This window comes from Dactylosporangium maewongense (genome assembly GCF_039531485.1).
Classification (GTDB): domain Bacteria; phylum Actinomycetota; class Actinomycetes; order Mycobacteriales; family Micromonosporaceae; genus Dactylosporangium; species Dactylosporangium maewongense.
Window position 1 is genome coordinate 15,850 of the sequence record NZ_BAAAQD010000016.1, and the last position, 25,582, is coordinate 41,431.

Sequence of the window (25,582 nt, forward strand, 5' to 3'; positions counted from 1 at the left end):
CCATGATCCTCGTCACCGGCGGGCTCGGCATGATCGGCGCCCACACCGCCCGCGCGCTCGCCGACCTCGGGCACCAGGTCGTCGTCACCGCGCACCGGCGGGCGGAGGTGCCGTCGTTCCTCGCCGGCCGGGTCACCGTCGAGGCCCTCGACGTCACCGACCGCGACGCGTTCCTCGCCCTCGCCGGCCGCCACGAGATCAGCGGCATCGTCCACCTCGCCGGCTCCATCCCCGGCGACGATCCGGTGGCGTACTTCCGCAGGGACATGGCCGGGCTGCTCAACGCCCTCGACGCGGCCCGCACGCGGGCGGTGCGCAGGTTCGCCGTCGCGAGCAGCATCGGCGTGTACATCGGCCGGCCCGAGATCCCCTGGCACGAGGAGCTGCCGCTGCCGGCCGCGCACCTGCCGCACCTGATCGTCGCGTTCAAGAAGGCCCTCGAGCCGGTCGTCACGCACGCCCTGCAGGGCACCGGCGTCCAGCCCGTGCTGCTGCGGATCGGCAGCACATGGGGTCCGCTCATGGACCCGGAGTCGCCGTTCAACCCGATCCCGCCGTACATCAGCGCCGTGCTGCGCGGCGAGGAGCCGCCGCCGCTGCACGCCGGCGACGGCGGCGACACCTGCTACGCGCCGGACGCCGGCCGCGCGATCGCCCTGCTCATGACCGCCCCGAGCCTGCGGCACGACACATACAACGTGTCCAGCGGCCGACCGTTCACCTACCGGGAGGTCGCGGACGCGCTCGAGGCGGAGGCGCGGCCCGGGGGCGGCGGCGCCCACCCGTACCTCGACATCAGCCGCCTCACCGAGGACACCGGCTTCAAGCCCGAGTTCGACATCGCCGCCGCGGTCGCCGACTACGTCGCCTGGCGGTCCGCCAACTCCCGCTGAAGCAGCGCGTCCTGCACCTCGTCGAGTGTGTCGGGGATCTCCGCGCCGGCGGACACGTCGGGCAGGTCGTCCTCCATCCGGTGCAGCGGCCGGTACGCGAGCCCGAGCGCGCCCCACACGACGAGGAGCACCCCGCACGCGACGAGGACGAGCCCGGCGCCCCGGTCGGCGCCGACGCCCACCACCTCGCCGACGGTCCCGGCGAGCGCGCCGCCGGGGCGCAGCAGCGGTGTGACGAGGGACGTGAGCGGCGGCGCGGTCAGGAACGCGAGCGGGGTCATCGCGACCGCCAGCATCTGGTTGGTGGCGAGGACCCGGCCCTGCAGCTCGAGGCCGACCTTGACCTGGATGATCGCGAGCCAGTGCGCGTTGAGGATCGTCAGGGAGGCGTACCAGACGAGGCTGCCGGCGGCGGCGACCGCGGTCGACGGCCGCAGCCCGACGAGCGCCGCGCCGAGACCCACGCCGATGACGAAGCCGACCATGCCGGTGGCGCGGCGTTCGGCGCCGCCCCACAGCACCATGGCGAGCGCGCCGAGGCCCGCGCCGATGCCGCTGCAGGTGGTGACGACGCTGACGGCGGTGGTGCCGCCGAAGCCGTACACGGTGGGGACGGTGACGGCGAGGGCGAGCATGGCCAGGTAGTTCTCGACGACGAAGAACCCGATCATGATCATGAGCGGGCGCCGCCGGACGAGGAACCGCCAGCCGCCGGCGATGGCGCGGGCGAAGGCCTCCTCCTGCCGGCGGAACAGCCGGTCGGGCAGCCGCACGACGAGCAGGGTGCCGACGCCGACGAGCAGCGACACCACGTCGACGGCGACGACCCACGGCATGCCGAGCGCGGTGATGAGCGCGCCGCCGGCGAGGGGCGCGATGAGCATGCCGATGCCGGGCCCGAGGTTGGCCAGGGCGTTGGCCTGCCCGAGGTACGGCTTCGGCACGAGCTGCGCGACCGCCGCCAGGTACGCGGGCCGGTGGAACGCGGTGATCGCGGACAGCAGCCCGGCGAGGAGCCCGACGGTCCAGATCTCCAGCGTGCCCAGGGCGAGAAGGGTCACGACGGCCGTCATGACCGCGGCGCCGGCACCGTTGCAGGCGAGCATGATGCGCCGCCGGTCGAGCCGGTCGGCGACGGCACCGCCGAGGGGCAGCAGCAGGATCGAGGGCAGCAGCGCCAGCATGGTGACGAGCGCGTAGTCGGCGACCCGCCCGTGCTGCTGGTAGGCCCAGACGCCGAGGGCGAACGAGCTGAGCGCCGCGCCGATCAGCGACGCGGTCTGCCCGGCCGCCATGAGGTAGAAGTCGCGCAGGTCGCGGCGGGCCCGCCCGCCGGCGACCGCGGTGCTGACCGGCTCCGGTGGCCGCCCCTCCCCCCAGTCCCGTGTGGCGTCGGCGATGCGGTCGGCGGCCAGCGCGGCCTGGTGCTTGAGGAAGTAGTGCCCGGCGCGGGGCAGGACGGCGAGGGCGACCCGGTCGGCGAACGCGCCCCACTCGGTGTAGCGCTCCTCGTACAGCTCGGTGGAGCGGTCCCGGGCGCCGATGAGGCACAGGACGGGCGCGCGGAGCCGGCGCCGGTCGGGGCGGGTCAGCTCGCGGGTGAACCAGGTCTGCGCCTCGTCGACGTCGTGCCGCAGTCCGCGCAGGATCGTTTCGGTGTCCAGTCCAGTATCAAGCCCGGTGTCGTCGTCGAGGCCGCCGAGGGTCCGCAGGAAGTCCCGGTACGCCCGGTCCGACGTCCACCAGGTGGCGGGGATCCGCCGGTGCAGCCACGCGGTGACCCGGCCGGGCAGCCGCGCGGCGGGGAAGCTGCCGCCGACGACGAGCCCCACCACGTCCCGGCCCTCGGCCTCCAGGCGCAGCGCCAGCTCGGTGGCGGCCGCGGAGCCGACGCAGTGCCCGTACACCAGCACCGGCCCGGGCGGCAGGTCCGCGACGATCCGGTCGGTGAGCGCGGACATCGGCAGCGGCGGCTCGTCGGGGCGGGCCGGGTCGTGCCCGGGTAACTCGACGGCGAGGACGGCCGCGCCGGGGATCCGCTGCGCCAGCTCCGTCGCCAGGGGCCCGTACGCGGCGGCGGAGCCACCTCCGTACGGGACGCACACGACGGTGAGCGTGCCGGTGGCGGGCCCGGCCAGGCGGTGCAGCAGCCCCGACGATCCGGTGTCACCGTCGAGGTACGCGGCGAGCTCGCGCACGGTGGGGTGCGTGAAGAGGTCGATGACGCGCAGCTGCGGGTCGATGGCGCGGACCGCGCGGACGGCCTTGAACGAGTCGCCGCCGAGGGCGAAGAAGTCGTCGTCGAGCCCGGGGTCGGCGTCGTCGAGCACCTGCGCCCAGGCCGCCGCGACCCGCACCTGCGTCGGTGTCGACGGCGCGATGCGGGTGGCCGCCGCCGGTGCCGCGGGGGCGGGCAGCGCGGCCCGGTCGACCTTGCCGTTGGCGGTCAGCGGCAGCCGGTCGAGCGCGACGAACGCCGACGGCACCATGTAGTCGGGCAGCCGGTCCCGCAGCGCGGCCCGGATCACGCCGGTGTCGGCGGTCGCGGGCGTGACCCACGCGGCGAGCCGCCGCGTGTGCGCCTCGCCGACGGGCAGCACGACCACCTCGCCGACGCCGGGGACGGCGCGGACGGCGGCGGCGACCTCGTTGAGCTCGACCCGGAAGCCGCGGATCTTCACCTGGTCGTCGACGCGGCCGAGGATGTGCACGAGGCCGTGCGCGTCGACCCGGACGCGGTCGCCGGAGCGGTAGCGGTCGCCGGTGAACCGGTCGTCGCGCCCGTGCAGGTAGCCGCGGGCGACGCCCGGCCCGCCGATGTGCAGCTCCCCCGGCACGCCCGCGGGCACGGGCCGGCCGGCCGGGTCGGTGACGAGGCACTCCACGTTCGGGAACGGGCGGCCGATCGGGACGATGCCGTGGCGGCGCCCGGCGGGGATCTCGCGCACGTCGCAGCCGAGCACCGACACCGTGGTCTCGGTCGGGCCGTAGTGGACCTGGACGCCGAGGTCGGGGCGGACCCGCTCGATGCGCTCGATCAGCTCCCACGGGCATGGTTCGCCGGCCAGGACGAGCTGCGCGCGGGGCAGCAGGGTGGCGAGGTCGCCGTGCGCGGCGAGCAGCTCCAGGTGGCTGGGGACGAGCTTCATCGCGTCGACCGGGTGCGCGGCGAGGTAGGCGGCGAACGCCTCCGGGTCGGTGGCGGTCTCCCGGTCGACGAGGTGCACGACGCCGCCGGTGGTCAGCGCCCCGAACAGGTTCGTCATGCCGAGGTCGGCGGCGTGGGTGGAGACGAGCGCGTAGGACGCGTGCCGCCCGATGCGGTCGGCGACCGCGTGCAGGTAGTGCGCGATGTGCCGGTGCTCGACGGCGACGCCCTTGGGTCTCCCGGTCGAGCCCGACGTGAAGATGACGTACGCGAGGTGGTCCATCGGCACCCGCACGGCCTGCGCCGGCTCACCCGCGAGGTCCGCGACGACGAGCGCCCGGCGGTCCGCGACCCGGCCGGCGAAGGCCGCCTCGGTGAGCACGAACCGCGCGCCGGCCGCGTCGAGGATGTCCGCCACCCGCCCGTCCGGGTAGCCGGGGTCGATCGGGAGGTAGGCGGCGCCGGCCTTCAGCGCGCCGAGCATCGCGACGGGCAGGCTGACGCCGCGCTCGGTCAGGACGGCGACGGGCTCCTGCGGCCGCACCCCGCCGGCGAGCAGCCGCGCCGCGACGACGCCCGCGCGCCGGTCCAGCTCGGCGTAGGTCAGGCTGCCGTCGGCGGCGACGACCGCGGTCGCGTCGGGCGTGAGCGCCGCGTGGCGCGCGATCAGTTGATCGAGTGGCTGTTCCATCGTGTACGACACGCGGCGGCCGGCCGGTCCTGACAGCGCGCCCGGCTCCAGCGGTTGCCGGCCGACCGGCACGTCGGGGGTGGCGGTCAGCCCGTCCAGCAGCGCAAGGAACCATCCGGTGAGGCGGCGGGCGGTGTCGTCGTCGAACAGTTCGGCGCGGTGGACGAGCGAGCCGCGGTAGCCGTCGGCGGTGCGGGACAGCGCGAGGTTGAGGTCGTACTTCGTGGTGCGGATCGGCAGGTCGACGACGTGCGCGTCGAGGCCGGGGAAGCGCATCGGCGCGGGCGGCTGCTCCAGGACGTTCAGCAGCACCTGGAAGATCGGGGTGGTGGCGAGGTTCCGCTCGGGCTGCAGCCGGTCGACGATCCGCTCGAACGGGGTCTCGGCGTGGGCGAGCGCGTCGATCGCGGTCTCCCGCGCGCGGGCCAGCAGCTGGCGGCCGGTCGGGTCGCCGGAGCAGTCGGTGCGCAGCACCAGCGTGCCGATGAAGCACCCGATCATCGTCTCGACGTCCGGGTGGTGCCGGCCCGCGGCGGGGACGCCGACGGCGACGTCGTCGGTGCCGCAGACCCGGGCGAGCAGCGCCTGCCAGGCGGCGAGCAGCACCATGAACGGGGTCGCGCCGCCGGCCGCGGCGAGGCCGTCGATGCGGGCGGTGAGCGCGGCGGGCACCTCCACGGGCACCTGCCCGGCCTCGGCGCCGGCGACGGGCGGGCGGGGCCGGTCGGCGGGCAGGTCCAGCACCGGCGCGAGGCCCCGCAACCGCTCGACCCACCAGTCGAGGTCCACTGTGGACGACTCCCGGCCGCCCTGCCAGCGGGCGTAGTCGGCGTACTGCACCGCGGGCGCGGCCGGGACGGGCCGGCCCTCCACCCTGGCCGCGTAGAGGTCGGCGAGCTCGCGCAGGGCCAGGTCGACGGACCACGCATCGAAGGCGATGTGGTGCACGACCAGCAGCAGCAGGTGCTCGTCCGGGCCGGTGCGGCAGATGAGCGCCCGCATCGGTGGCTCCTCGGCGAGCCGGAACGCCCGGTCCCGGAACGCGTCGAGCGTGCCCGCCGTCTCGACGGGCACGTCGCCGGCGGCGCCGACGACCGCGGTGGGGGTGCCGTCCTGGTCCACGAACCGGCTGCGCAGCACGTGGTGCCGCGTCGCCAGGTCGCGGACCGCGGCGGTCAGGGCGGCCACGTCGAGCGCGCCGGTCAGCCGTACCGTGGCCGTGACGTGATAGGCGGCGCTGTCGGGCTCCAGCTGGTGCATGAACCACAGCCGCGCCTGCGCCGGGGACAGCGGCGCGGGAACGCCCGGATCGGTGGCGGGGATCCTGGTGGCGGTGTGGGCGGCGGCGCGGCTCGTCACCGCGCGGGCCGCTGCCAGGCGCTGCCGGATGAGCGAGCGCTGGTTGTCGGTGACCGTCACGCCTGCGTCACCTCGGCCAGCAGCAGCGACTCGAGGGCCACGGCGAAGCCCGCGAGGACGGGCTGCTCGAACAGCAGCCGCACCGGCACCGGCAGGTCGAGCGCGTCGCGGAGCCGGCCGACGACGAGCGTCGCGGACAGCGAGTGCCCGCCGAGGGCGAAGAAGTTGTCGTGCACCGACAGGTCGTCGCGGTGCAGCACCGCGCCCCACACGTCGGCGACGAGGTGTTCGGCGTCGCTGCGCGGCGCGACCCGCTCGCGGACCTCGTCGTGCGGCTCGGGCAGGGCGCCGCGGTCGACCTTGCCGGAGCCGTTGACCGGCAGGGACGGCAGCGTCATCCAGCGGCGCGGCACCATGTACTCGGGCAGCGCCGCCCGTAACAGCGTCTCGAGGCCGGGCGGGTCGACCACCGACCCGGGTCCCGGCACGACGTAGCCGACGAGGTGCGGGTCGGCGCCGCCGGCGACGGTCACCACGGCCTCGGCGACGCCAGGCGCGGCCCGCAGCCGCACCTCGATCTCGCCGAGCTCGATGCGGTGCCCGCGCACCTTCACCTGGTGGTCGCGGCGGCCGAGGAAATCGAGGAGCCCATCGGTGCGCCAGCGGACCAGGTCACCGGTCCGGTAGCAGCGCTCGCCGGGGCGCACCGGGTCGGCGACGAACGCCGCGTCGGTCAGGTCGGGCCGCCCGCGGTAGCCGCGCGCCACGCCGGCCCCACCGATCCACAGCTCGCCGACGGTCCCGGGCAGCGCGAGCCGCCCGGCAGCTGGGGAGTTGGGGTCCATCACGTACACCCACTCCCCCGCCATCGGGGTGCCGATGGGCACGGTGTCGCCGACGGGGGCAATGACCCGGTGCATGGTGGACGTCACGGCGGTCTCGGTGGGGCCGTAGCCGTTCCAGAACTCGCCGAGCCGGGCCGTCAGCTCCCGCGCGAGGACGGGGTCGACGGCCTCGCCGATGGCGACGGCCCGCACCCGCGGCGCCCGCCAGTCCGCGGCGACGAGCATCCGGAACGTGGTCGGCGTCGCCGTCATCACGGTCACCCCCGCCTCGGTGATCCGCCGCGCCACCTGGTGCCCGTCGACGGCGACGCCGCGTTCGAGCAGCGCGAGGCGCAGGCCGTGGCCGAGGGCGACCCACAGTTCGAGGCCGGCGACGTCGAAGGAGAGCGCGGTCAGGCCGAGCATCACGTCGTCGTGGGCGACCGGCATCAGCTCGCACTGCGCGGCGACGAACGCGGCGAGGCTGCCGTGGGTCAGCTCCACGCCCTTGGGGCGGCCCGTCGAGCCGCTGGTGTAGATGATGTACGCGAGGTCGCCCGGCCCGACCGGCGGCAGCTCGCCCGGCTCCGTCGCGAGGGCGGCGGCGAGGTCGACGACGACGGCTCCGGTGCCTTCGGCGATCCGGCGCGCCACGTCGAGCGTCTCGGCGGCGGCGAGGACGACGCCGGCGCCCGAGTCGGTGAGCTGGTAGCGCAGCCGCTCGACCGGATGGTCGGGTTCGAGCGGCACGTACGGTGACCCGGCCAGCCACCCGCCGACGAGCGCGGCCGGCAGGTGGCGGTCGCGGGGAAGGCAGATCCCGACCGGTCCGGAGCCCTCGGCGTCCCCGGAGCCACAGCGCCGCAGCGCCGTCGCGATCCGCTTCGCGGCGGTGGCCAGGTCGCCGTAGGTCAGGGTGCCGTCGCCGGCGTCGACCGCGACCGCGTCGGGGCGCGCCGCGGCCTGGGCGAGCACCGCGTCCAGGACGGTCGCGGGCGCGCCCGCGGGCAGGTCGGGCCCGGTGCCCTGAGCGAGCAGCGCGGCCCGCTCGGCGTCGGCGAGCAGGTCGAGCCGGGACAGCGGCCGGTCCGGGTCGGCCAGCATGCCGTCGAGCAGCGCCAGGAGCCAGCGCGCCCACCGCTGGACGGCGGCCTGGTCGAACACGTCCTTGCGGTAGCTGATGAAGCCGTCGTATCCGCCGTCGCGGCCGGTCAGCGACAGGCTCACGTCGAACTTGTTGGAGTCCAGCGGGGAGGGCAGGCGCTGCGCCCGTACCGACGGCAGGACGGGGTCCCGCTGCGGCGTCTCCAGCAGGAACAGCATCGACTGGAAGATGGGCGTGGTGGCGGTCGAGCGCTCCGGCGCGACCGCCTCGACGACCCGCTCGAAGGGCGCCTCGGCGTGCGCGAACGCCTCCAGGGTGGTCTCGCGGACCCGGTCGAGCAGCTGCCGGCCGGTCGGGTCGCCGGCCAGGTCGGTCCGCATGATGAGGGTGTTGATGAAGCACCCGGCGACGCCTTCGGTCGCGCGGTGGTGCCGCCCGGACTCGGGCACGCCGACGGCGACGTCGTCGCTGCCACAGAGCCGGCCGAGCAGCGCCTGCCACGCGCCGAGCAGCACCATGAACGGGGTCGCCTGCCCGTCGCGGGCGGCCGCGCGGATCCGTGCGGCGAGCGCCGGCGGCACGGTGAGCGGCACGTAGCCGCCGGTCCAGTCGGCGACCGCCGGGTAGGGCCGGTCCACCGGGAACGGGAGGACCGGGGCGAGCCCGGCGAGGCGCTGCACCCACCAGCCGACGTGGTCGTCGGCGGGGCGGGCCGCCAGCCACTCGGTGACGTCGGCGTACTGCAGGCGCGGGGGCGCCGGCGAGGTGGTGCCGTGCAGGCGGGCGGCGTAGAGGGCGCCGAGCTCGTCCAGCATCAGGTCCTGCGACCAGGCGTCGGTGGCGATGTGGTGCACGGTCAGCAGCAGGACGTGGTGCTCCGGGGCGAGGCGGAACAGCGCGGCCCGCATTGGTGGCTCCTGGTCGAGCTGGAACGGGCGGCTGACCTCGAGCCGCAGCGACTCGGCGAGCGTCGCCTCGGTCGCGTCCACGATGGACAGTTCGATCCGGTCGGCGGGCACGGCGACCGCGACCAGGTCGGCCGGCACGACGACGCTGCGCAGGACCTCGTGCCGGGCGGCGACGTCGCGGAGCGCGGCCAGCAACGCGTCGGCGTCGAGCGGGCCGGTCAGCCGCAGCACCGCCGGCACGTGGTAGATCGACGTGTTGTGCTCGAACTGGGCGTTGAACCACAGCCGGCGCTGCGACGGCGACAGTGGCTGCGGCGCGTCCGGGTCGGCCCGGCGCGGGATCTCCGGCTCGGACCCGGCCGCGGCGTCCGCGGCGGCGGCCCGCGCGGCCGCGACCCGCCGCTCCATGAGAGCGCGCAGCGTGTCCTGCTCAGACAAGGTCATAGTCATTCCCCCGAATTTCGTCCATGACAAGGCGCTCCAGCCGCTCGGCGAAGTCCGTGAGCACCGGATGGTCGAACAGCAGCCGCACCGGCACCGCGCAGCCGAGCGTGTCGCGCAGCCGGCCGGCGACGCGGGTCGCGGCGAGCGAGTGCCCGCCGAGGCCGAAGAAGCTGTCGTCGGCGCCGATCCGGTCCGTGGCGAGGACCTGCGTCCACACGTCGGCGACGAGCTGCTCCATCATCGACTCGGCGGGCCGGTGCGGCCGGGTGTCGTCCGGGTCGGGCAGCGCGGCCAGATCGACCTTGCCGCTGGGCAGCGCCGGCAGTGCGTCGAGCACCACCCACCGGTGCGGCACCAGGTGCTCCGGCAGCCGGCGCCGCAGCTCTCCGGCGGCCTGCTCGCCGGTGGCGGTGCCGGTGAGGTAGCCGACCAGATGCGCCTCGGCGCCCGTGCCCCGCACGGTGACCACGGCGTGCGTGACGCCGGGGTGGTCGCGCAGCGCCGCCTCGATCTCGCCGAGCTCCACGCGGTGCCCGCGGACCTTCAGCTGATGGTCCCGCCGGCCGCGGAACTCCAGGTCTCCGCCGGGTCGCCACAGGACCAGGTCGCCCGTGCGGTAGCAGCGGCCGCCGGGCACGAACGGGTCGGGCACGAACGCGGCGGCGGTCAGCTCCGGCCGGCGGTGGTAGCCGAGCGCGGGGCCGCCGCCGCCGATCCACAGCTCGCCGGCGACACCGGGCGGCGCCAGCCGGTGCAGCGGGTCCATCACGTACAGGCGCTCGCCGCGCATCGGGTGCCCGATCGGCACGGTGTCGCCGACCGAGGTCACGCGGTGCACGGCCGAGAGGACCGTGCCCTCGGTCGGGCCGTAGACGTTCCACAGCTGCGCGACCCGGGGCAGCAGGTCGCGGGCCAGCGCGGGGTCGAGGGCCTCGCCGCCGGCCCACACCCGCAGGTCCGGCGCGCCCGTCCAGCGCGCGGCGAGCAGCGTGCGGAGCATCGTCGGTGGCACGTTCATCAGGTTGATCCGGTGCTCGGCGATCCGCTCGCCGAGCCGGTGCCCGTCGACGGCGCTGTCGCGCTCCACGACGACGCAGGCGCCGCCCGCGGCGAGCGTGGCCCAGATCTCCGCGCAGGAGGTGTCGAAGCTGACCGTGGCGACGGCGAGCATCCTGTCGCCCGGCCCGATGCCGGGCTCGAGCCGCAGCGCCTCGGTGAGCGACGCCAGCCCGCCCTGCGCGACCGCCACCCCCTTGGGTGTCCCGGTCGAGCCGGACGTGTACAGCAGGTACGCCAGGTCGCCGGGTGTGACGGGCGGCAGCGGTACATCGGCGGCTGATTCGGGGGCGGACGGCACCTCGTCGAGGTCGAGCGCCTGGGTGCCGGTCACCGCCGACGCCGCCGCGGCGGTCGCGGTGCGGCACAGCACGGTCCGGACCCCGCCGTCGGCGGCGAGCCACGCGAGGCGCTCCGCCGGCAGCTCCGGCTCCAGCGGCAGGTAGGCGGCGCCGGCCCGCCACACCCCCAGCAGCGTCGCCGGCAGCCGGTGGTCGCGCGGCAGGCACACGCCGACGACCCCGCCGTGCCCGCGCACCACCGACGCGACCTCGGCCGAGGCGTCCCACAGCTGCCGGTAGGTCAGCTCGCCGTCCGCGCCGGCGACGGCGACGTCGCCGGGGCGCTGCCGGACCTGCCGGGCGATCGCGTCGACCACGGTCGCGGGCGCGTCCGCGGGCAGCGGCGGGCCGGCCGCCCGGCCCAGCAGGTCCGCCGCCTCGGCCGCGGTGACGAGCGGGACCCGGGTCAGCGGGCGGTCGGGGTCGGCGGTCAGCTCCGCGAGCACCAGCAGCAGCCGGTCGGCGAACGCGGCCGCCGCCGCCCGGTCGGTCAGGTCGAGGTCGTACTCCAGCTGCAGCTCGGCGCCGCCGGCGGTCTCGTTGACGAAGACGGTGAGCGGGTTCTGCGCGCCGCCGCAGCTCAGCTCGCCGAGCAGCTCGAGGCGGACCCCGCCCCGCTCGACGCGCACCGGCAGGCCGGCCGGCTGCGCCGACAGCACCACCGGGGTGATCATCGCGCCGCGCGGCTGGGTGCCGACGGCCTCGAACAGATCCTCGGTGGACGGCCGGGGCCGGTCGAGCGCGCGGGCGGTCGTCGCCGAGGCCGCGGCGATCGTGTCGCGGACGGTGGCGGCGGCGTCCAGGCGGAGGCGGACCGGCAGGACGTCGACGAGCGGGCCGATGACGCCGTCGAGCTCGGGTCCGGCGCGGCGGGCGACGACCGCGCCGACGAGGACGTCCGCCCGTGCGGTGAGGCCGGCGAGGAGCAGGCCGAGAGCGGTCAGCCAGCCGGCGAACGGTGCGGCGCCGCTCGCCGCGCACACCTCGGCCAGCCCGGTGACGACGTCCGGCGGCACGGGCCGGGTGAGCCGCTCGCCCCGGAACCCGCCGCTGCCGGTGAACAGCTCGCCCGGCGGCGACGCGCCCGCCAGCTCGTCCCGCCACCGGTTCCCCGCGGCGTCCGGCTGTCTCCCGGGGGCGGTGTCCATCAGCGCGACGTCGCCCAGCTGCACCGGCGGCGGGGCGACGCTGCCGGGCGCGGCCAGGTCCGCGGCGAGCTCGGTGAGGAACGTGCCGGTCGACCAGCCGTCGAACGCCACGTGGTCGCTGACGACGACCAGCTCCGACTCCTCCGCGGACACCCGGATCAGGTCGACCCGCAGCAGCGGCTCGGTCCCGGACAGGTCGAAGGCGTGCCGTGCGGCCGCGGCGGCGATCTCGTCGGACCGTGCCCGCCGCGCCGCCGGGGACTGGTCGCGCAGGTCGTGTTCGGCCAGCGGCACCGCCGTACCGACGCCGACAACGATTACCGGAGCCCCGACACGGTCGACGATCCGGCTGCGCAGGACCTCGTGCCGGGCGACCAGCGCCGCGAGCGCCGACCTGACCGCCGCCGGCTCGACCGGGCCGGTCAGCCGGGCACGGAACGCGACCGTCGTGACGGACGGCACCGGGCTGATCTGCCGCAGCGTCCACAGCTCGCGCTGGGTCGGGGTGAGTGGATACTCCGCCCGCCCCTCGTGCCGGACCGGCGCCGCCGCGGGCCTCCGGCCGCCGTTGACCAGGGCCGCGAGGGCGGCGACGGTGGGCTCGGCGAGGAAGTCGGCCAGGGCGACCGTGGTGCCGAACTCGCGGCCGGCGAGGGCGCAGACACGGGCGGCGGCGAGGGAGTGCCCGCCGAGGTCGGTGAAGCGGTCCTCGACGCCCACCCCGGCGATGCCGAGCACGTCACCGACGATCGCCGCGATGGTGGTTTCGGCGGGTGTACGGGCCGCGACGAAGCCGGTCCCCGCCGGGCGGCCGGGCGGCAGCGGGGGCAGGGCGGCCCGGTCGACCTTGCCGTTCGGGCCCAGCGGCAGCCGGTCGGCGACGCCGATCCGGGTCGGCACCAGGTGGTCCGGCACCCGCCGGCGCAGCCAGGCGCGCAGGGTCCGCTCGTCGGCGCCGGCCGCCTCCACGTGCCCGACCAGGTGCTTGACCCCATCGGCGTCGGCGACGGCCAGCACGCACGCGCGGCGGACGGCCGGGTGGCGCGCCAGCACGGCCTCGACCTCGCCCGGCTCGACCCGGTAGCCGCGGATCTTCACCTGGTCGTCGGCGCGGCCGGCGAAGCGCAGCACCCCGCCGGCGCCGCGGACCAGGTCGCCGGTGCGGTACATCCGGCCGCTCGCTTCGACGACGAACGCGCCTCGCTGGTCGTCGCCCAGGTAGCCACGGGCGACCACCGGGCCGCCGATCCACAGCTCGCCCAGCTCGCCGTCCGCCACGGGTTGGCCGGCGGCGTCCCGGACCTCCATCACCGCGCCGGCGATCGGGCGCCCGATCGGCGGCTCGTCGGTGCCGTCCCGGCCGATCTCCGCGACCGCGCAGGTGGTGGTGCACTCGGTGGGGCCGTACAGGTTGAGCACCCGCCGTACGCCGGGGTTGGCGTAGATCCGGTCGACGAGCCCGCGGGTCAGCGGCTCACCACCGGCGAACACGGCCCGCACGCCGTCCGGCAGCGGCTCGCGGAGCAGGACGCTGAGGGCGGACGGCACGCCGTAGACGGTGGTGACCTCGGCGCGGGCGGGCAGCGTGGGCAGCGCGAGGAGGTTCTCGGCGAGGATCACGGTGCCGCCGGTGACCAGCGGCAGGAACAGCTGGGTGATCGACGGGTCGAAGCAGATCGACGCGGTGGCGAGCATGCCCCGCAGCTCCTCGGCCGTGTACGCGGCCGCCTCCCAGCGCAGCAGGTTCATCGTGTTGCGGTGCTCGACGACGACGCCCTTGGGCCTTCCCGTGGAGCCCGACGTGTAGATGACGTACGCCGCGTCGCTGCCGTCGCCCTCGTCGCCCTCGCCTCCCAGCGGGGTGCTGTCGGCGTCGGCGCCGATCTCGTCGACCGCGAGCGTGCCCTTCGCCGTCGCCGTGGTCGTCGCGATCAGCTTCACGCCGGCATCGGCGGCGATGTATTCGAGGCGCTCCGCCGGGTACGCGGGGTCCATCGGCACATACGCGGCGCCGGTCTTCAGCACGCCCAGCAGCGCCGGCAGCAGGTGCTCGTCCCGGCCCAGGCACACCCCGACGAGCTCGCCGGGTCCGGCGCCGGCGCGGCGCAGCTCACGGGCGATCCGGTTCGCGCGGTCGGCCACGTCCGCGTACCGCATCCGGACCTGCCCGGCGATGACGGCCACCCGGTCGGGAGTGCGCCGAGCCTGCTCCTCGAACGCGACATGGACACGATGAGACACGCGCGGTCCTCCCCCGCCCGCGGCACCGATGCCGCAGCGTTGCCTACCGGGAAATCATGCCGCATCTATCTGTGCTTCGAAACCGCACGCACGGTCACCGATGCCCCATTGATCACCCTCGCGTTTCGGGTCCGGGGGCGCGGTGGGGCGGATCACGTCGGCTCATGCCGGCGCCCGGGGCACCGATGGTCCCCGGCACGGACCACCTGGGTGAAGGGGCGACCATGGCGAAGGCCGACGACATGCTGCAGACGTTCGACGAGCTCATCTCCGACGGCGTACGGCGCGGGCTGGTGCACCTGCACCGCACCGAGGAGGTGACCGAGCGCCAGGACCGCCTCCTGTACCTCATCCGCCTGTTCAACAAGCTCGCCGCCGAGGTCGACCTGCCGGTCGTGAGCCGCAGCGAGGCACCCATCCGCTGCGTCGGCGCGGGCCGGCCGGAGGTCGCCTACAACCTCACCGCCCGCCTGCGCGCCGCCGGCTACTTCACCGACCCGGCCACCGCCCCCGCGGTCCCCGCCAAGCGCTCCGGCGCCCGCCTCACCATCACCGCCCACCACCCCGACGACGACATCGCCGGCCTGGTCGACACCCTCGCCGCCAAGCTCCCCCGCGCCCTCGCCGACGAGGGCGACTCCTTCACCACCCTGCGCCGCGCCTTCCACCGCCAGCTCGCCACCCGCCCATGACCGGGTGGCGCCGGTCGGCCGGACGGACAGCTGAGTCCGGCCGGACGGCGCCGGGCCGATCGCGCGTGACCGACCGTCGCCGGTCCTATACTCGCGCTACATCGGTCCGGTCGAATGCCGCCCAGGAGCGTGATGCCCGTCCCGTCCCTCTCGGGCAAGAGCTCCGAGGACCTCGCCGAGGCGATGCTGGACGCGTTCCCGACCCGGAGCCCGTTCGAGCAGATGCTCTGGTACGACCTGGAGATCAAGCTCGCCCGAATGGTCGGCGACGTGGTCGGCATGGACGACGTCGTGTTCCGGGTCATCACCGACGCCGACGATCAGGGCTGGCTGCCGGATCTCGTCGCCGCCGCGCTCAAGCGGGTCCCGCGCGCGACCCTGCTGTCCAGGTGGGCGGAGCGGCACCCGCACGTGGTCGACCGGAAGGCCGAGCAGCGTGCCCTCGAGGGCGCCCTGCTCGCCGAAGGGACCGGACACGACTACGCGGGCCGAGGCCGGTCGGGCCGGGTGCCGGTCGGACGGAAGCGCACCGTTCACGACCGCATCGAGAGCAATCTCGGTGCCGACCTGGTGCGGACGCTGCTGCTGCTCAACGACCCCGGCAACGGGCAGGTCCTCGCCGCCCGGTCCGTCGACGCGCTCGCGGCCGCGGGGTCGACCGCCGCCACCGCCCGCGTCGTCCGGCGCGAGCTGTGGGAGGTCACGGACCTCCTGCTGGAGTACGTCGAGGACCAGGTGCTCCATCTGATCCCGCTCATGTCGACGCAGGTAGTGGACATCGTCGACGCGGTCACCTTCGCGGTGGCCACGACGCTCCGCCTGGCCGGGCCGGCCATCACCGCGGAGATGCGCACCGAACCGGATCTGTTGCTGCGTCTGCTGACCGAGCAGTCCGACCGGCGACGCCCGGCCTGGGACCACGGTCCCACCAGCCTCCCGCCCTTCCAGCCGCTGATCGGCGCGATCGTCTCCTATCTGGCCGAGGCGGCGCTCGCGGAGCCCGGCTTGACGCTCGCCGGCCTGCACGACCTGGCGGCGTCGGGCGGCGCCGCCGCGACGATCCGGATGGCGATCAGCCGGATGCCGCAGGAGCGCGACCAGGACTCGGGCCGCCCCAACGACAGCTATGCCGTCCAGTACCTGCGCATGGTCACCCGGACGCTGGACACCCTCGAGGTCCTCGGCATCGACCTGCTCACCGAGGTCCGCCGCTACAGCCTGACCACCGCCTACGTCACCCTCGAGGCCACCGTCCCGCGCCCGACCGCGCAGGGCACCGTCGGCTACGACGCGCAGCCCGTGGACGCGGCGCTGCAGACGGCCGGCCGGCTGGTCCTGATCGAGGGCGAGGCCGGCTCCGGCAAGACCACCGTCCTGCAGTGGGCCGCCGTCAGCATGGCCCGCGGCGAGCTGCCCGGCGGTGACCTGCATCCCTGGCACGGCCGGATTCCGCTGTTCGTCCGGCTGCGGCGGTACGTCAAGCGCACCCTGCCCACCATCGAGGAGCTCACCCGCGAGGTCGCCGGGGCGTCCCTGCATTCGCGCCAGCCGGCCGGCTGGGTCGCCAAGGTCCTCGAGGAGGGCCGGGCGGTCCTGCTGATCGACGGCCTCGACGAGGTCCGGACCGACGAACGCGCGACGGTCCAGGCCTGGCTGGAGGACCTGACCTGGCACGCCGTCACCGAGCAGCACAACACCCTGGTCGTCACCTCACGCCCGGCCGCGGCCCGCGGCGGCACCTACGACCTCGACCGCTTCACCCCGCTCACGCTGACCACGATGAGCTTCCGCGAGATCTTCCGGTTCATTTACGACTGGCACGGAGCGACGCTGGAGCGGCTCCCGCCCGACCAGCACGAGTCCCACCGGGCCCGCGCCGCACACCTCGTCGTCGAGATCGACGGGTCGCCGACACTGCGCGACCTGGCCCGCACGCCCCTGCTCTGCGCGGTCATCTGCGCTCTCAACTACAAAAGCCCCGGCGGCCTGCCCAAGCAGCGCATCACGCTGTACGAGGACGCCCTGAAGATGATGCTCGGCCGCCGTGAGCACGAGAAGGGCGTGGAACCCACCGGCGTCGGCGCCGAGGAACGCACCGCCGTGCTGCAGTCCCTCGCCCAGTGGTACGTCGTCTCCGGCCTCTCGGAGGCGCCCCGCGACGACGTGCGCAGCCAGCTGGGCCTGGTCGCCGGCATGCTCCGCGGCGTCGACTGGACCGGCGGGCAGATCCTCCACGACCTGCTGGAGCGCTCCGGCGTGCTCCGCGAGCCGGCCCCGGGCACGATCGACTTCGTCCACCGCACCTTCCAGGAGTTCCTCGCCGCCCGCCACCTCGTCTCCGGGGGCTCCACCCGCATCATGCTCGACCACGTCCGCGACGCAGACTGGCAGGGCGTCATCAGCATGGCGGTCGGCTGGGCCTCGAAGACGTCCGCCGTCGAGTGGCGGCGCCTCACCGACGGCATCGTCGACGCGATCGTCGCCGACGACTCGGTCTCGTCCGGCCGGTCCCCGCTGCGCGAGTTCCTGGCGGAGTGCTTCGAGATGTCCGTGGTGGTGGAGCGGGAGAGCTACGAGCGCGCCACCGCCTACCTGGAGCAGCGCATCCCACCCCTCAGCCGCGACGAGGTGAAGTCGGTCGTCGCGATGGGACAGACCGCGCTGCCCCTGCTCCGGCGCGTGCTGCAGCACACGGTGCAGGACGCCGCCACCGCGTCCCTGTGCGTGCGGGCCATCGTCGGCATCGGCAGCGAGCGCGCGATCGAGGCGCTGGTCCCCGCGGCCCAGCGCTTCGGGCACGAGCTGGCGCAGGAGCTCGTCGACGCGTGGAGCGGGTTCACCCCCGGCAAGTACGGCATGATGGTGCTGCAGGCGATCCCGAGCTTCATGACTACGGCGGTCGTCGTCCGCGATCAGACCGTCCTGCCGTTCATTCCGTACGAGCTCAACCTCGACCTGCACTTCGTGCCGGACGTGATCACCGCAGACTTCGCCGGCCACGTCGCACAAGCCCGCGTCAGGTCGCTGAGGTTCCCGGCGTGGCCGGCCGACATGGCGCTCGACTGGCTTCCGACCGTGTTGGCATCCGAGGTTGAGCTTCACGAGCTGCATCGGTTCGACCCGGATGACAGGCTTCAGAACGCGACGATCCGTTGCCTGACGCTCAGTTTCGCCGACCGTCTGCCCCTCGCCAAGGTCAACTGCATGGCGTTCCTCCAGTTCATCGAACTCACGACGCTGACCATCCGAGGTCCAGTCATTCTCTGGAACGTCCACGCGCTGAGCATGGTGTCGATTCGGGCGCTGACATTGGCCGGTGGTGTCCGGGTCGACTGGCGCACCGAATGGCTCTCCCGTTCCTGGCTCACCGACCTGACGATCGAGGACTTTCACGATGACGATCTGCTCGCAATCTCCGACTGCGTCAGGTTGCGGTCGCTGACGCTGCGCCGGTCGTCGGTCGTCGACCTGAGCGGCATCGAGCGTATGGAGCAGCTGCAGTTCCTGGATGTGTCCGGGTCGACGCGGCTCGTCGACATCGGGGCCGTCGCGCACCTACCGGCCCTCACCGACATCGGACTCGGCGGCTGTGACCAGCTGCAGGTAAGCGAGGAACTGCTCGCCGCCACCGACCTGGACCTCGGCGCCGTGTTCCTGGCGGCGCACGAGCATCCCGACGACGTCCGGCCGGGCACCGACCTCGACGGGGCGGTTCCGTTGCCGCCGCACGACTTCGAGGACGAGGACTTCCGGGACTACCTGACCACGTTCCCCGACTCCGGCGAGGCCGCGGACTCCGGGCGGTACCTCGACGGCTGGATGATCGGCACGCTGGAGGAGCTCAACCGCCCGGCGGATCTCGGCATCGTCTCCTACGACGAACTGTGGGACCGCGGAGACTCCGACCAGGATTTCGCCGACTTCCAGCGCTGGTCCCACGAACAGTGGGACATGGACGAAGAGGACTGGGACGACGACGAGTGGGACGGATCCAGCCCCGGGGGCTCGTTGCCCGACGCAGTCGTCCCGGCGTTGGTCCTCGGGCTTCCCGCCGAACCACCCGACGCGGGCGACGACGTCGACGAGGACGCCGAGATCCCGCCGCTCAACGAGGTCGCGCCGACCCTCGCCGCGATCCGCAGGCATTCCTACCTGTGAAGGAGTCCGGATGACGGAGCTGTCCCACCGTGCCGCGCGGGTGACCGTGCTGGACGCGCAGCTGCGGCAGTGGCACGGCAGCCAGGTCGGGTCGACGCTGCGGCTCGCCGGGCCGTGCCCCGTGTGCCGGCACGCGTGCACGGCCACCGTCTCCTTGCGCGCCACCGACCTCGAAGGGCTCGACCCGGACCCGGCCACCTCGGTCACGGCCGGGTTCGCCTGTACCTGCGGGCAGGAGCACGCGGGGCAGCCGGCGTCCCCGCCGAAGGGCTGCGGACGGACGTGGACCGGGCACGCCGAGGTCGCGGAGGACGGCACGGTGACGCTCCGGCCGGCGAACGACCCGTATCTCGCCGAGGCGGCAGAGGCGTACCGGATCGCGCAGGCCGGGCGGGTCGACCGGCTCAAGGCGGGAGCCGAGAAGTGGATCGCCGGGACCACCGCGCTGCTCGGGGTGCTCGGCATCGTCGGCGTGAGTCTCGGCGCCGACCAGGTCGCCGCACTGGACGTGGCCGGCAAGGCGTGGACCGCCGTCGCCGTCGTGGTGGCGGTCGGGGCGGCCGCGGTCGCGATCCAGCAGGCGTACCGCGCGGCGTACGGACAGCCGGAGACCCGCACCATCGCCGACGACGCCGACCTGCTCGCCTGGTACACCGCCCAGCAGGGCCTGCCGGAGGCGATCGGCCGGCGGCTCCGCGGTGCGGCCCGGGCGTCCGCGGCGTCGCTCGGCGCGCTCGTCGTCGCGATCGGGCTCACCTGGTTCATGCCGGCGGCGGAGCCCGCCTCGCCGCTGGTGAAGGTGACGTCGCAGGACCAGTCGATCGTGTGCGGGACCCTGCTGAAGTCCGGCACGCCCGGCGCCGTCCGGGTCCGGCGTGCCGACGGCACCGTCGCCGACGTGCAGGTGAGCAGCCTAGCGCCGACGGAGAAGTGCTGACACCGCCGGCAGGCCCAGTACAGGCAGGACGGGCACGGCGCGGTTGCCCGTCCGGGCCTCCCAGGACTCGGTGGCGGGGTCGCCCGCCTGATGGATCGCGACGAGCCGCCAGTCCAGCGTGAAGCATGGCGACCCCGACGACCCGCCGTCGGTGTCGGCGGTGTGGCGCAGGCGGGTGCCGTTGGCGTTGACCTCGGTCACCTTGCCGAAGCGCAGTTGCAGCGGCCGGCGGCCGAAGTGCTGCAGCACGGCGATGCCGTCGCCGGGGCGCGGCGGACGGCGGCCGGCGACGTCGATCCAGCCGCGGTCGGCCGAGGCCGGTTCGCCGGTGCCGCCGACGGGCATCTCGCCGATCGGCTCGGCGAGGCGCAGCACGGCGAAGTCCAGCTCGGCGCGGTCCGGCAGCTCGGTGCCGCCGCCGCGCGACCACTCGGACGGGCTGTTCGGGGCCGACGCGGCGAGCCAGTCGTCGGCGAGCTCGACCGCGGTGCCGGCGAACACCTCCTGGTCGGCCGCGTCCCGCTTGTGGTCGAACACGATCCGCACCTCGTCGCGCCGCGCCGCGGCGACCACGTGGTGGCTGGTCATGCACAGGTCCGGGCCGATGAGGAAGCACGTGCCGGCCGGATCGCCGGCGATCTCCACCAGACCGACCTGTCCTTCGAGGACCCCGAGCCGCGTCCGCCACGGCGCCGGGTGAATGTCGACGTCGCCGGCGCTGAGGATCGTCTCCAACCCGCCGGTGCCGGGCGTCAGGGACCGCAGCTCCGCCACCTGCCGCAGACCGGCGTGCTCCGGCCGGGACTGGCGCGCCGCGACCACGAGACGGTCCAGCCAGCCCTCCGAGTCGGCGGCCCTGATCAGGTGGAAGACCCGCGTCTCCAGGTTGTCGGCCATGGTGATCCGGGCCCGCTGCTTGGACAGCCGGTAGTACAGCATCTCGTCGAGACGCTCGGGACTGAAGGCGTCCAGCAGCGCCTCGCTGAGCTGCCGCGCGAGTCGTCCGTCAATGGCCATGCCCTTCTCTACCAGACCGGGAGGATCTGGTGAGCCACTGCATGACGGCGAGGAGGTGGGAGGCGGGTTCGGGGATCGGGTGGAAGACGTGTTCGACGGCGTCGTCGGTCACGACGAGGGTGAGGCGTTCGTAGAGGGTCATGTCGCCGGCGGTGAAGGTCGGCAGCTCCAGCGCGGCGGCGAGGGTCATCCGGGGGTCGGGGATCAGCGGGTACGGCAGCCGCAGGCGGTGCACGAGCTCGCGCTGGTATCCGGTCGACTGCGCGGAGAGGCCGAAGACCCGGTCCACGCCGGCGTTGCGCAGCTCCGCGTGGTGGTCGCGCACCCAGGTCGCCTGCTCGGTGCCGCCGAGGGCGCCGTGCACCTCGATGAGGCCCTTGGGCAGGTCGACGCCGGGGCGGCCGGTGAGCGGGTAGACGAAGATGACGGTCCGGCCGGGGCCGAGCGCGCCGAGGTCGACGGGGCGGCCGTCGGTGCAGTAGAACGTGAGGCCCGGCAGGCGGTCGCCGACGAGGCGGGACGGGTCCGCGCCGGGCGACGAGGCGCCGGTGGCGACGCGTGCCGTGGCGGTGTCGAGGCGGCTGTTGAGCGCGTCGCGCTGCGCGGTGAGCCTGCCGATGCGGTCCTGCAGGGTGGCGATGGTGCTGCGGTAGGTCGCCAGCGCGGCGGCGCACACGTCGGTGTCGTCGGCGCCGCCGACGATCGAGTCGACGAAGGGGCGGGTCTCCTCGACGGTGAGGCCGAGCGCGGTCAGCTGCCGGATCTGCTCGACGAGCCGGACCGCGATCGGCTCGTACTCGCGGTAGCCGTTGCTCAGCCGCCGCGGGACGACCAGCCCCGCGGACTCGTAGTAGCGCAGCGCCCGCACGGTCGTCCCGGTCCGGCGCGCCAGTTCACCCACCCGCATCCCGCGACCTTAAACCCGGACCCTGGGGTACAGGTCAACGTGTTGATCGTCGCGGTGGCAAGGCCGCCGCCGTCTGCCAGTCTGGGCCCGGTCGAGCAAGCGACGAAACACGGGAGGTGGATCGATGACGGCGATCAGCCGGGTCATCGGACGGCAGGTGCTGGACAGCCGGGGCAACCCGACGGTGGAGGTCGACGTGGTCCTCGCCGACGGTGCGACCGGACGGGCCGCGGTGCCGTCGGGCGCGTCGACGGGCGCCAACGAGGCGGTCGAGCGGCGCGACGGCGATCCCGCGCGGTTTCACGGCAAGGGGGTGACCGAGGCCGTCGCCGCGGTCAACGGCCCGCTCGCCGCGGCGGTGACCGGCCTCGACGCGGAGAACCAGGCGCTGGTCGACGAGACGATGATCGCGCTGGACGGCACGGCGGACAAGCGCCGCCTCGGCGCCAACGCGATCCTCGGCGTGTCGCTGGCGACGGTGAAGGCCGCCGCGGCCGCGCACCGGCAGCCGCTGTACCGCTACGTCGGAGGGGTCGGGGCGCGGCTGCTGCCGGTGCCGATGATGAACATCGTCAACGGCGGGGCGCACGCCGACAACCCGCTCGACTTCCAGGAGTTCATGATCGCCCCGGTCGGCGCGCCGACCTTCGCCGAGGCCGTCCGGATGGGCTCCGAGGTCTTCCACACCCTGCGACGGTCCCTGGCGTCGGCCGGGCACAGCACCAACGTGGGCGACGAGGGCGGCTTCGCGCCGGACTTCGCCACGGCCGAGGAGGCGCTCACCTTCGTGCTGCGGGCCGTCGAGGACAGCGGCTACCGGCCGGGCGCCGACATCACGATCTGCCTCGACCCGGCCAGCTCGGAGTTCTACCGCGACGGCGTCTACGACTACGCCGGCGAGGGCCGCAAGCGGTCGGTGGACGAGCACATCGAGTACCTCGTCGAGCTGTCGGAGCGCTTCCCGATCACCTCCATCGAGGACCCGATGGCCGAGGACGACATCGACGGCTGGACGCGGCTCACCGCCCGCGCCGGCGACCGCCTCCAGCTGGTCGGCGACGACGTCTTCTGCACCGACCCCGCCCGCCTGCGCGCCGGCATCGACGGCGGCTACGCCAACGCGGTCCTCGTCAAGGTCAACCAGATCGGCACGCTGACCGAGACGATCGAGACGGTCCGGACCGCGCAGCGGGCCGGCTACCGGGTGGTGATGTCGCACCGCTCCGGCGAGACCGAGGACACGACGATCGCCGACCTCGCCGTCGGCCTGGACTGCGGCCAGATCAAGACCGGCTCGCTGTCCCGGTCGGACCGGACCGCCAAGTACAACCAGCTGCTGCGCATCGAGGAGGAGCTGGGCAGCAGCGCCCGCTACGCGGGACGGGCCGCCTCGTAAGATTGCGAGACCGGCATCTGCCAGCAGATGCCGGTCTTCCGGCTCGCATCTACACCGTCCTCTACCGGCGACCTTCCCGCACCTGCATGATGGATGGATGACCGCCGACGACCAGCGGCGCCGCTGGGACACCGTGCTCGGGCACCTCGCCGCGGCCCTGCCCCGCGGGGCGGCCAGGGTGGTCGTCGACGGCGGTGACGGCCGCGCCGCCCAGTTCGCGGACCGGTTCGCCGCCCACCTGCACGCCGGCGGGCGGCACTGCGTCCGGCTGACCGCCGCGGCCTGCACGAGCGACCGCGACGGCTGGTACACCAGAACCCCAGACACCGTCGTCATCGCCGACGGACCAGGTTGGCGGCGCCGGCTCCCCGCCGCGTCGTGGCACCTGACGGTCTGGGTGCGCACGCCACCGGCTGCCACCACCGGCGCTTCCAGCGCTTCCGGTGGATTCCGGGGTGACGACACCGACGCCGTCATCGACCTGCACGACGCCGCGTGGCCGGTGCTGCGGCACCTCGACGCCCGGCTGGTCGACGGCGACGTGTGGCACCGCAGCGAGTCCCAGGCGTTCTTCGCCGGCCGGGCCGCGACCTGGGACACCAGGTTCGGCGACGACCTGCCCGCCTATGTGGCCGCGGTCGCCCAGTCCGGCTTCGCCCCGGGTGACACGGTGGTCGATGTCGGCTGCGGCACCGGTCGCGCCCTGCCCGCGCTGCGCGACGCCACCGGCCCGCACGGCACCGTGATCGGCGTCGACCTGACTCCGCAGATGCTCGCCGCCGCCGCGGACCGCGCCCGCGCCTGCCACGCGTCGCTGCTGCTCGCCGACGCCCGTCACCTGCCGTTCGCCGGCGCCACCGTCGACGGCGTCTTCGCCGCCGGGCTCATCACGCACCTGCCGGACGCCGCCGCCGGCCTGGCCGAGCTGGCCCGCGTCACCCGGCCCGGCGGCCAGCTGGTGCTCTTCCACCCGTCCGGCCGGGCCGCGCTCGCCGCCCGGCACGGCCGCGCCCTGCGCCCCGACGAGCCCCTCGCCGAGCCGGTCCTGCGCGCCTCGGCGGCCGCCGCCGGCTGGCTCCTGACCAGCTACGACGACCCGCCGCACCGCTTCCACGCCGTCGCGGTCCGCCGCACCGTCGCGTAGCGGCTCAGCCCCGCAGGGGGATCCGGGCCAGCGGCTCGTGCCACCGGTACTGGCTGCGGGCCGCGTCCTGGACGACGTCGAGCAGCCAGACCGCCCCGACCGTCAGCCGCGCCCTGGCTGGCCGCACCGTCCGGCGCAGGTGCTCCTGGATCTCGCCGGAGTCGGCGGCGCCCGTGCCGTAGGCGAGGCTGATGTGCGGGATGCCGGGGTCGTACCGCAGTCCGTCGTCGCCGAACACGGCCCGGATCGCGGCCCGGACCCGATCGCCGAGCACCGCGAACGGCTCACCCGGCAGGTCCTGGTCCAGGTCGACCGCGACACCCACCCGCCCGGCCTGCACGGCGCCGGCGGTCGCGGTGAACGCCGGGAGCGCGCCGACCTCGTCGTGCAGCGCCCCGATCAGCGCCGCCCGCCGCGCCTCGCCGACGTCGTCGCCGGCCAGACCGGTGACCATCTGCATGGTGGCGTGCAGCCACGGGTCGGGCACGATCGACATCGCCGCCGGGTACCGCTCCAGGACCTCGCCGCTCTGCCGCACCAGCCGCCGCAGGCCGGGGTCGGCGTCGAGGTCGGGCAGCACGTACACGTGCCAGCGGCTGCGCTCGGCCCACGTCCGCTCCGCCGTGATGAACCGTTCCATCCTCCGCCTTCTCCCCGTCCGGAAGCCCGATCCAGGGTCGCACGTCCGGTGGTTCACCGGGCGCGGCGTGGCGGAGTGCGGTATCGATGGTGCATGACTGTCGTCTGGGGAGTCACGGTCGACTGCGCCGACCCGGGGCGCCTTGCCGCGTTCTGGCGGGAGGCGCTCGGGTACGTGGACGCGCCGGTGCCGGAGGGGTTCGCCAGCCGGGAGGAGTGGCTGACCCGGTGGGAGGTGCCGCCCGAGGAGTGGGGTGACGCGGCCTACCTGCACGATCCGCGAGGGGTCCTGCCGAGCCTCACGTTCCTGAAGGTGCCGGAGGCGAAGGTGGTCAAGAACCGCCTGCACCTCGACCTCAAGGTGGGTGGCCGGGACCGGCCGCAGGAGCAGCGGTGGCCGGCGGTCACCGCGACGGTGCAGCGGCTGGTCGCGGCGGGCGCGACGGTGGTGCGGGAGGCGGCCGTCGGCGGCGTGCCGAGCCACGTCCTCATGGCCGACCCGGAGGGCAACGAGTTCTGCGTCGTCTGAGGTCA

At 74.7% G+C, this 25,582-nt stretch carries 13 protein-coding genes; 7 read left to right on the forward strand and 6 right to left on the reverse strand.

What is annotated here, in order from left to right:
• Window positions 1-2 precede the first annotated feature (2 nt).
• Window positions 3-893 (forward strand): NAD-dependent epimerase/dehydratase family protein, encoded by an 891-nt coding sequence (locus ABD332_RS34640; RefSeq protein ID WP_344506718.1) that lies wholly within the window; start codon window positions 3-5, stop codon window positions 891-893.
• On the opposite strand, the gene ABD332_RS34645 is transcribed toward ABD332_RS34640, so the two are convergent.
• The 3 genes from ABD332_RS34645 to ABD332_RS34655 are packed head-to-tail and all read right to left on the reverse strand — an operon-like array spanning window position 860 to window position 14,158.
• A complete protein-coding gene (locus tag ABD332_RS34645; protein WP_344506720.1) occupies window positions 860-6,151 on the reverse strand; it encodes a non-ribosomal peptide synthetase/MFS transporter in 5,292 nt (1,763 codons plus the stop codon). The two genes, ABD332_RS34640 and ABD332_RS34645, sit on opposite strands and share 34 nt — an antisense overlap.
• Window positions 6,148-9,372, reverse strand: coding sequence for a non-ribosomal peptide synthetase (locus tag ABD332_RS34650; protein ID WP_344506722.1), 3,225 nt, complete (start codon window positions 9,370-9,372; stop codon window positions 6,148-6,150). The genes ABD332_RS34645 and ABD332_RS34650 overlap by 4 nt, the downstream gene beginning before the upstream one ends.
• Window positions 9,359-14,158, reverse strand: a complete 4,800-nt coding sequence (locus ABD332_RS34655; RefSeq protein WP_344506724.1) for an amino acid adenylation domain-containing protein — start codon at window positions 14,156-14,158, stop codon at window positions 9,359-9,361. The genes ABD332_RS34650 and ABD332_RS34655 overlap by 14 nt, the downstream gene beginning before the upstream one ends.
• Before the next feature lie 224 nt (window positions 14,159-14,382).
• Between ABD332_RS34655 and ABD332_RS34660 the strand changes: the two genes are divergently transcribed.
• The 3 genes from ABD332_RS34660 to ABD332_RS34670 all read left to right on the forward strand — a co-directional run bounded on the left by ABD332_RS34660 (window position 14,383) and on the right by ABD332_RS34670 (window position 19,945).
• The gene (locus tag ABD332_RS34660) at window positions 14,383-14,850 is read left to right on the forward strand and encodes a hypothetical protein (protein WP_344506726.1); all 468 of its coding nucleotides are present in this window, start codon (window positions 14,383-14,385) and stop codon (window positions 14,848-14,850) included.
• A gap of 132 nt (window positions 14,851-14,982) precedes the next feature.
• Window positions 14,983-19,008 carry an NACHT domain-containing protein gene (locus tag ABD332_RS34665; protein ID WP_344506728.1) on the forward strand — a complete coding sequence of 1,342 codons (4,026 nt, stop codon included), beginning with the start codon at window positions 14,983-14,985 and terminating at the stop codon, window positions 19,006-19,008.
• Between the two features lie 10 nt (window positions 19,009-19,018).
• Window positions 19,019-19,945: a hypothetical protein gene (locus ABD332_RS34670; protein ID WP_344506730.1), complete on the forward strand. Its 927-nt coding sequence runs from the start codon at window positions 19,019-19,021 to the stop codon at window positions 19,943-19,945.
• Here the strand turns inward: ABD332_RS34670 and ABD332_RS34675 are convergent.
• Window positions 19,922-20,962 carry a trypsin-like peptidase domain-containing protein gene (locus ABD332_RS34675; RefSeq protein WP_344506732.1) on the reverse strand — a complete coding sequence of 347 codons (1,041 nt, stop codon included), beginning with the start codon at window positions 20,960-20,962 and terminating at the stop codon, window positions 19,922-19,924. The genes ABD332_RS34670 and ABD332_RS34675 overlap by 24 nt on opposite strands.
• Window positions 20,952-21,869 (reverse strand): MerR family transcriptional regulator, encoded by a 918-nt coding sequence (locus ABD332_RS34680; RefSeq protein ID WP_344506734.1) that lies wholly within the window; start codon window positions 21,867-21,869, stop codon window positions 20,952-20,954. Before ABD332_RS34680 ends, ABD332_RS34675 begins: the two co-directional genes overlap by 11 nt.
• A gap of 124 nt (window positions 21,870-21,993) precedes the next feature.
• On the opposite strand from ABD332_RS34680, the gene eno reads away from it, so the two are divergent.
• Complete coding sequence (gene eno, locus ABD332_RS34685; RefSeq protein WP_344506736.1) at window positions 21,994-23,265, forward strand: phosphopyruvate hydratase; 1,272 nt, start codon at window positions 21,994-21,996, stop codon at window positions 23,263-23,265.
• A 97-nt stretch (window positions 23,266-23,362) separates the two neighbouring features.
• A complete protein-coding gene (locus ABD332_RS34690) occupies window positions 23,363-24,409 on the forward strand; it encodes a class I SAM-dependent methyltransferase (protein ID WP_344506738.1) in 1,047 nt (348 codons plus the stop codon).
• Between the two features lie 4 nt (window positions 24,410-24,413).
• On the opposite strand, the gene ABD332_RS34695 is transcribed toward ABD332_RS34690, so the two are convergent.
• A complete protein-coding gene (locus tag ABD332_RS34695; RefSeq protein ID WP_344506740.1) occupies window positions 24,414-25,049 on the reverse strand; it encodes a 2'-5' RNA ligase family protein in 636 nt (211 codons plus the stop codon).
• A gap of 93 nt (window positions 25,050-25,142) precedes the next feature.
• Between ABD332_RS34695 and ABD332_RS34700 the strand changes: the two genes are divergently transcribed.
• Window positions 25,143-25,577 carry a VOC family protein gene (locus ABD332_RS34700; protein WP_344506741.1) on the forward strand — a complete coding sequence of 145 codons (435 nt, stop codon included), beginning with the start codon at window positions 25,143-25,145 and terminating at the stop codon, window positions 25,575-25,577.
• Window positions 25,578-25,582: the final 5 nt, after the last annotated feature.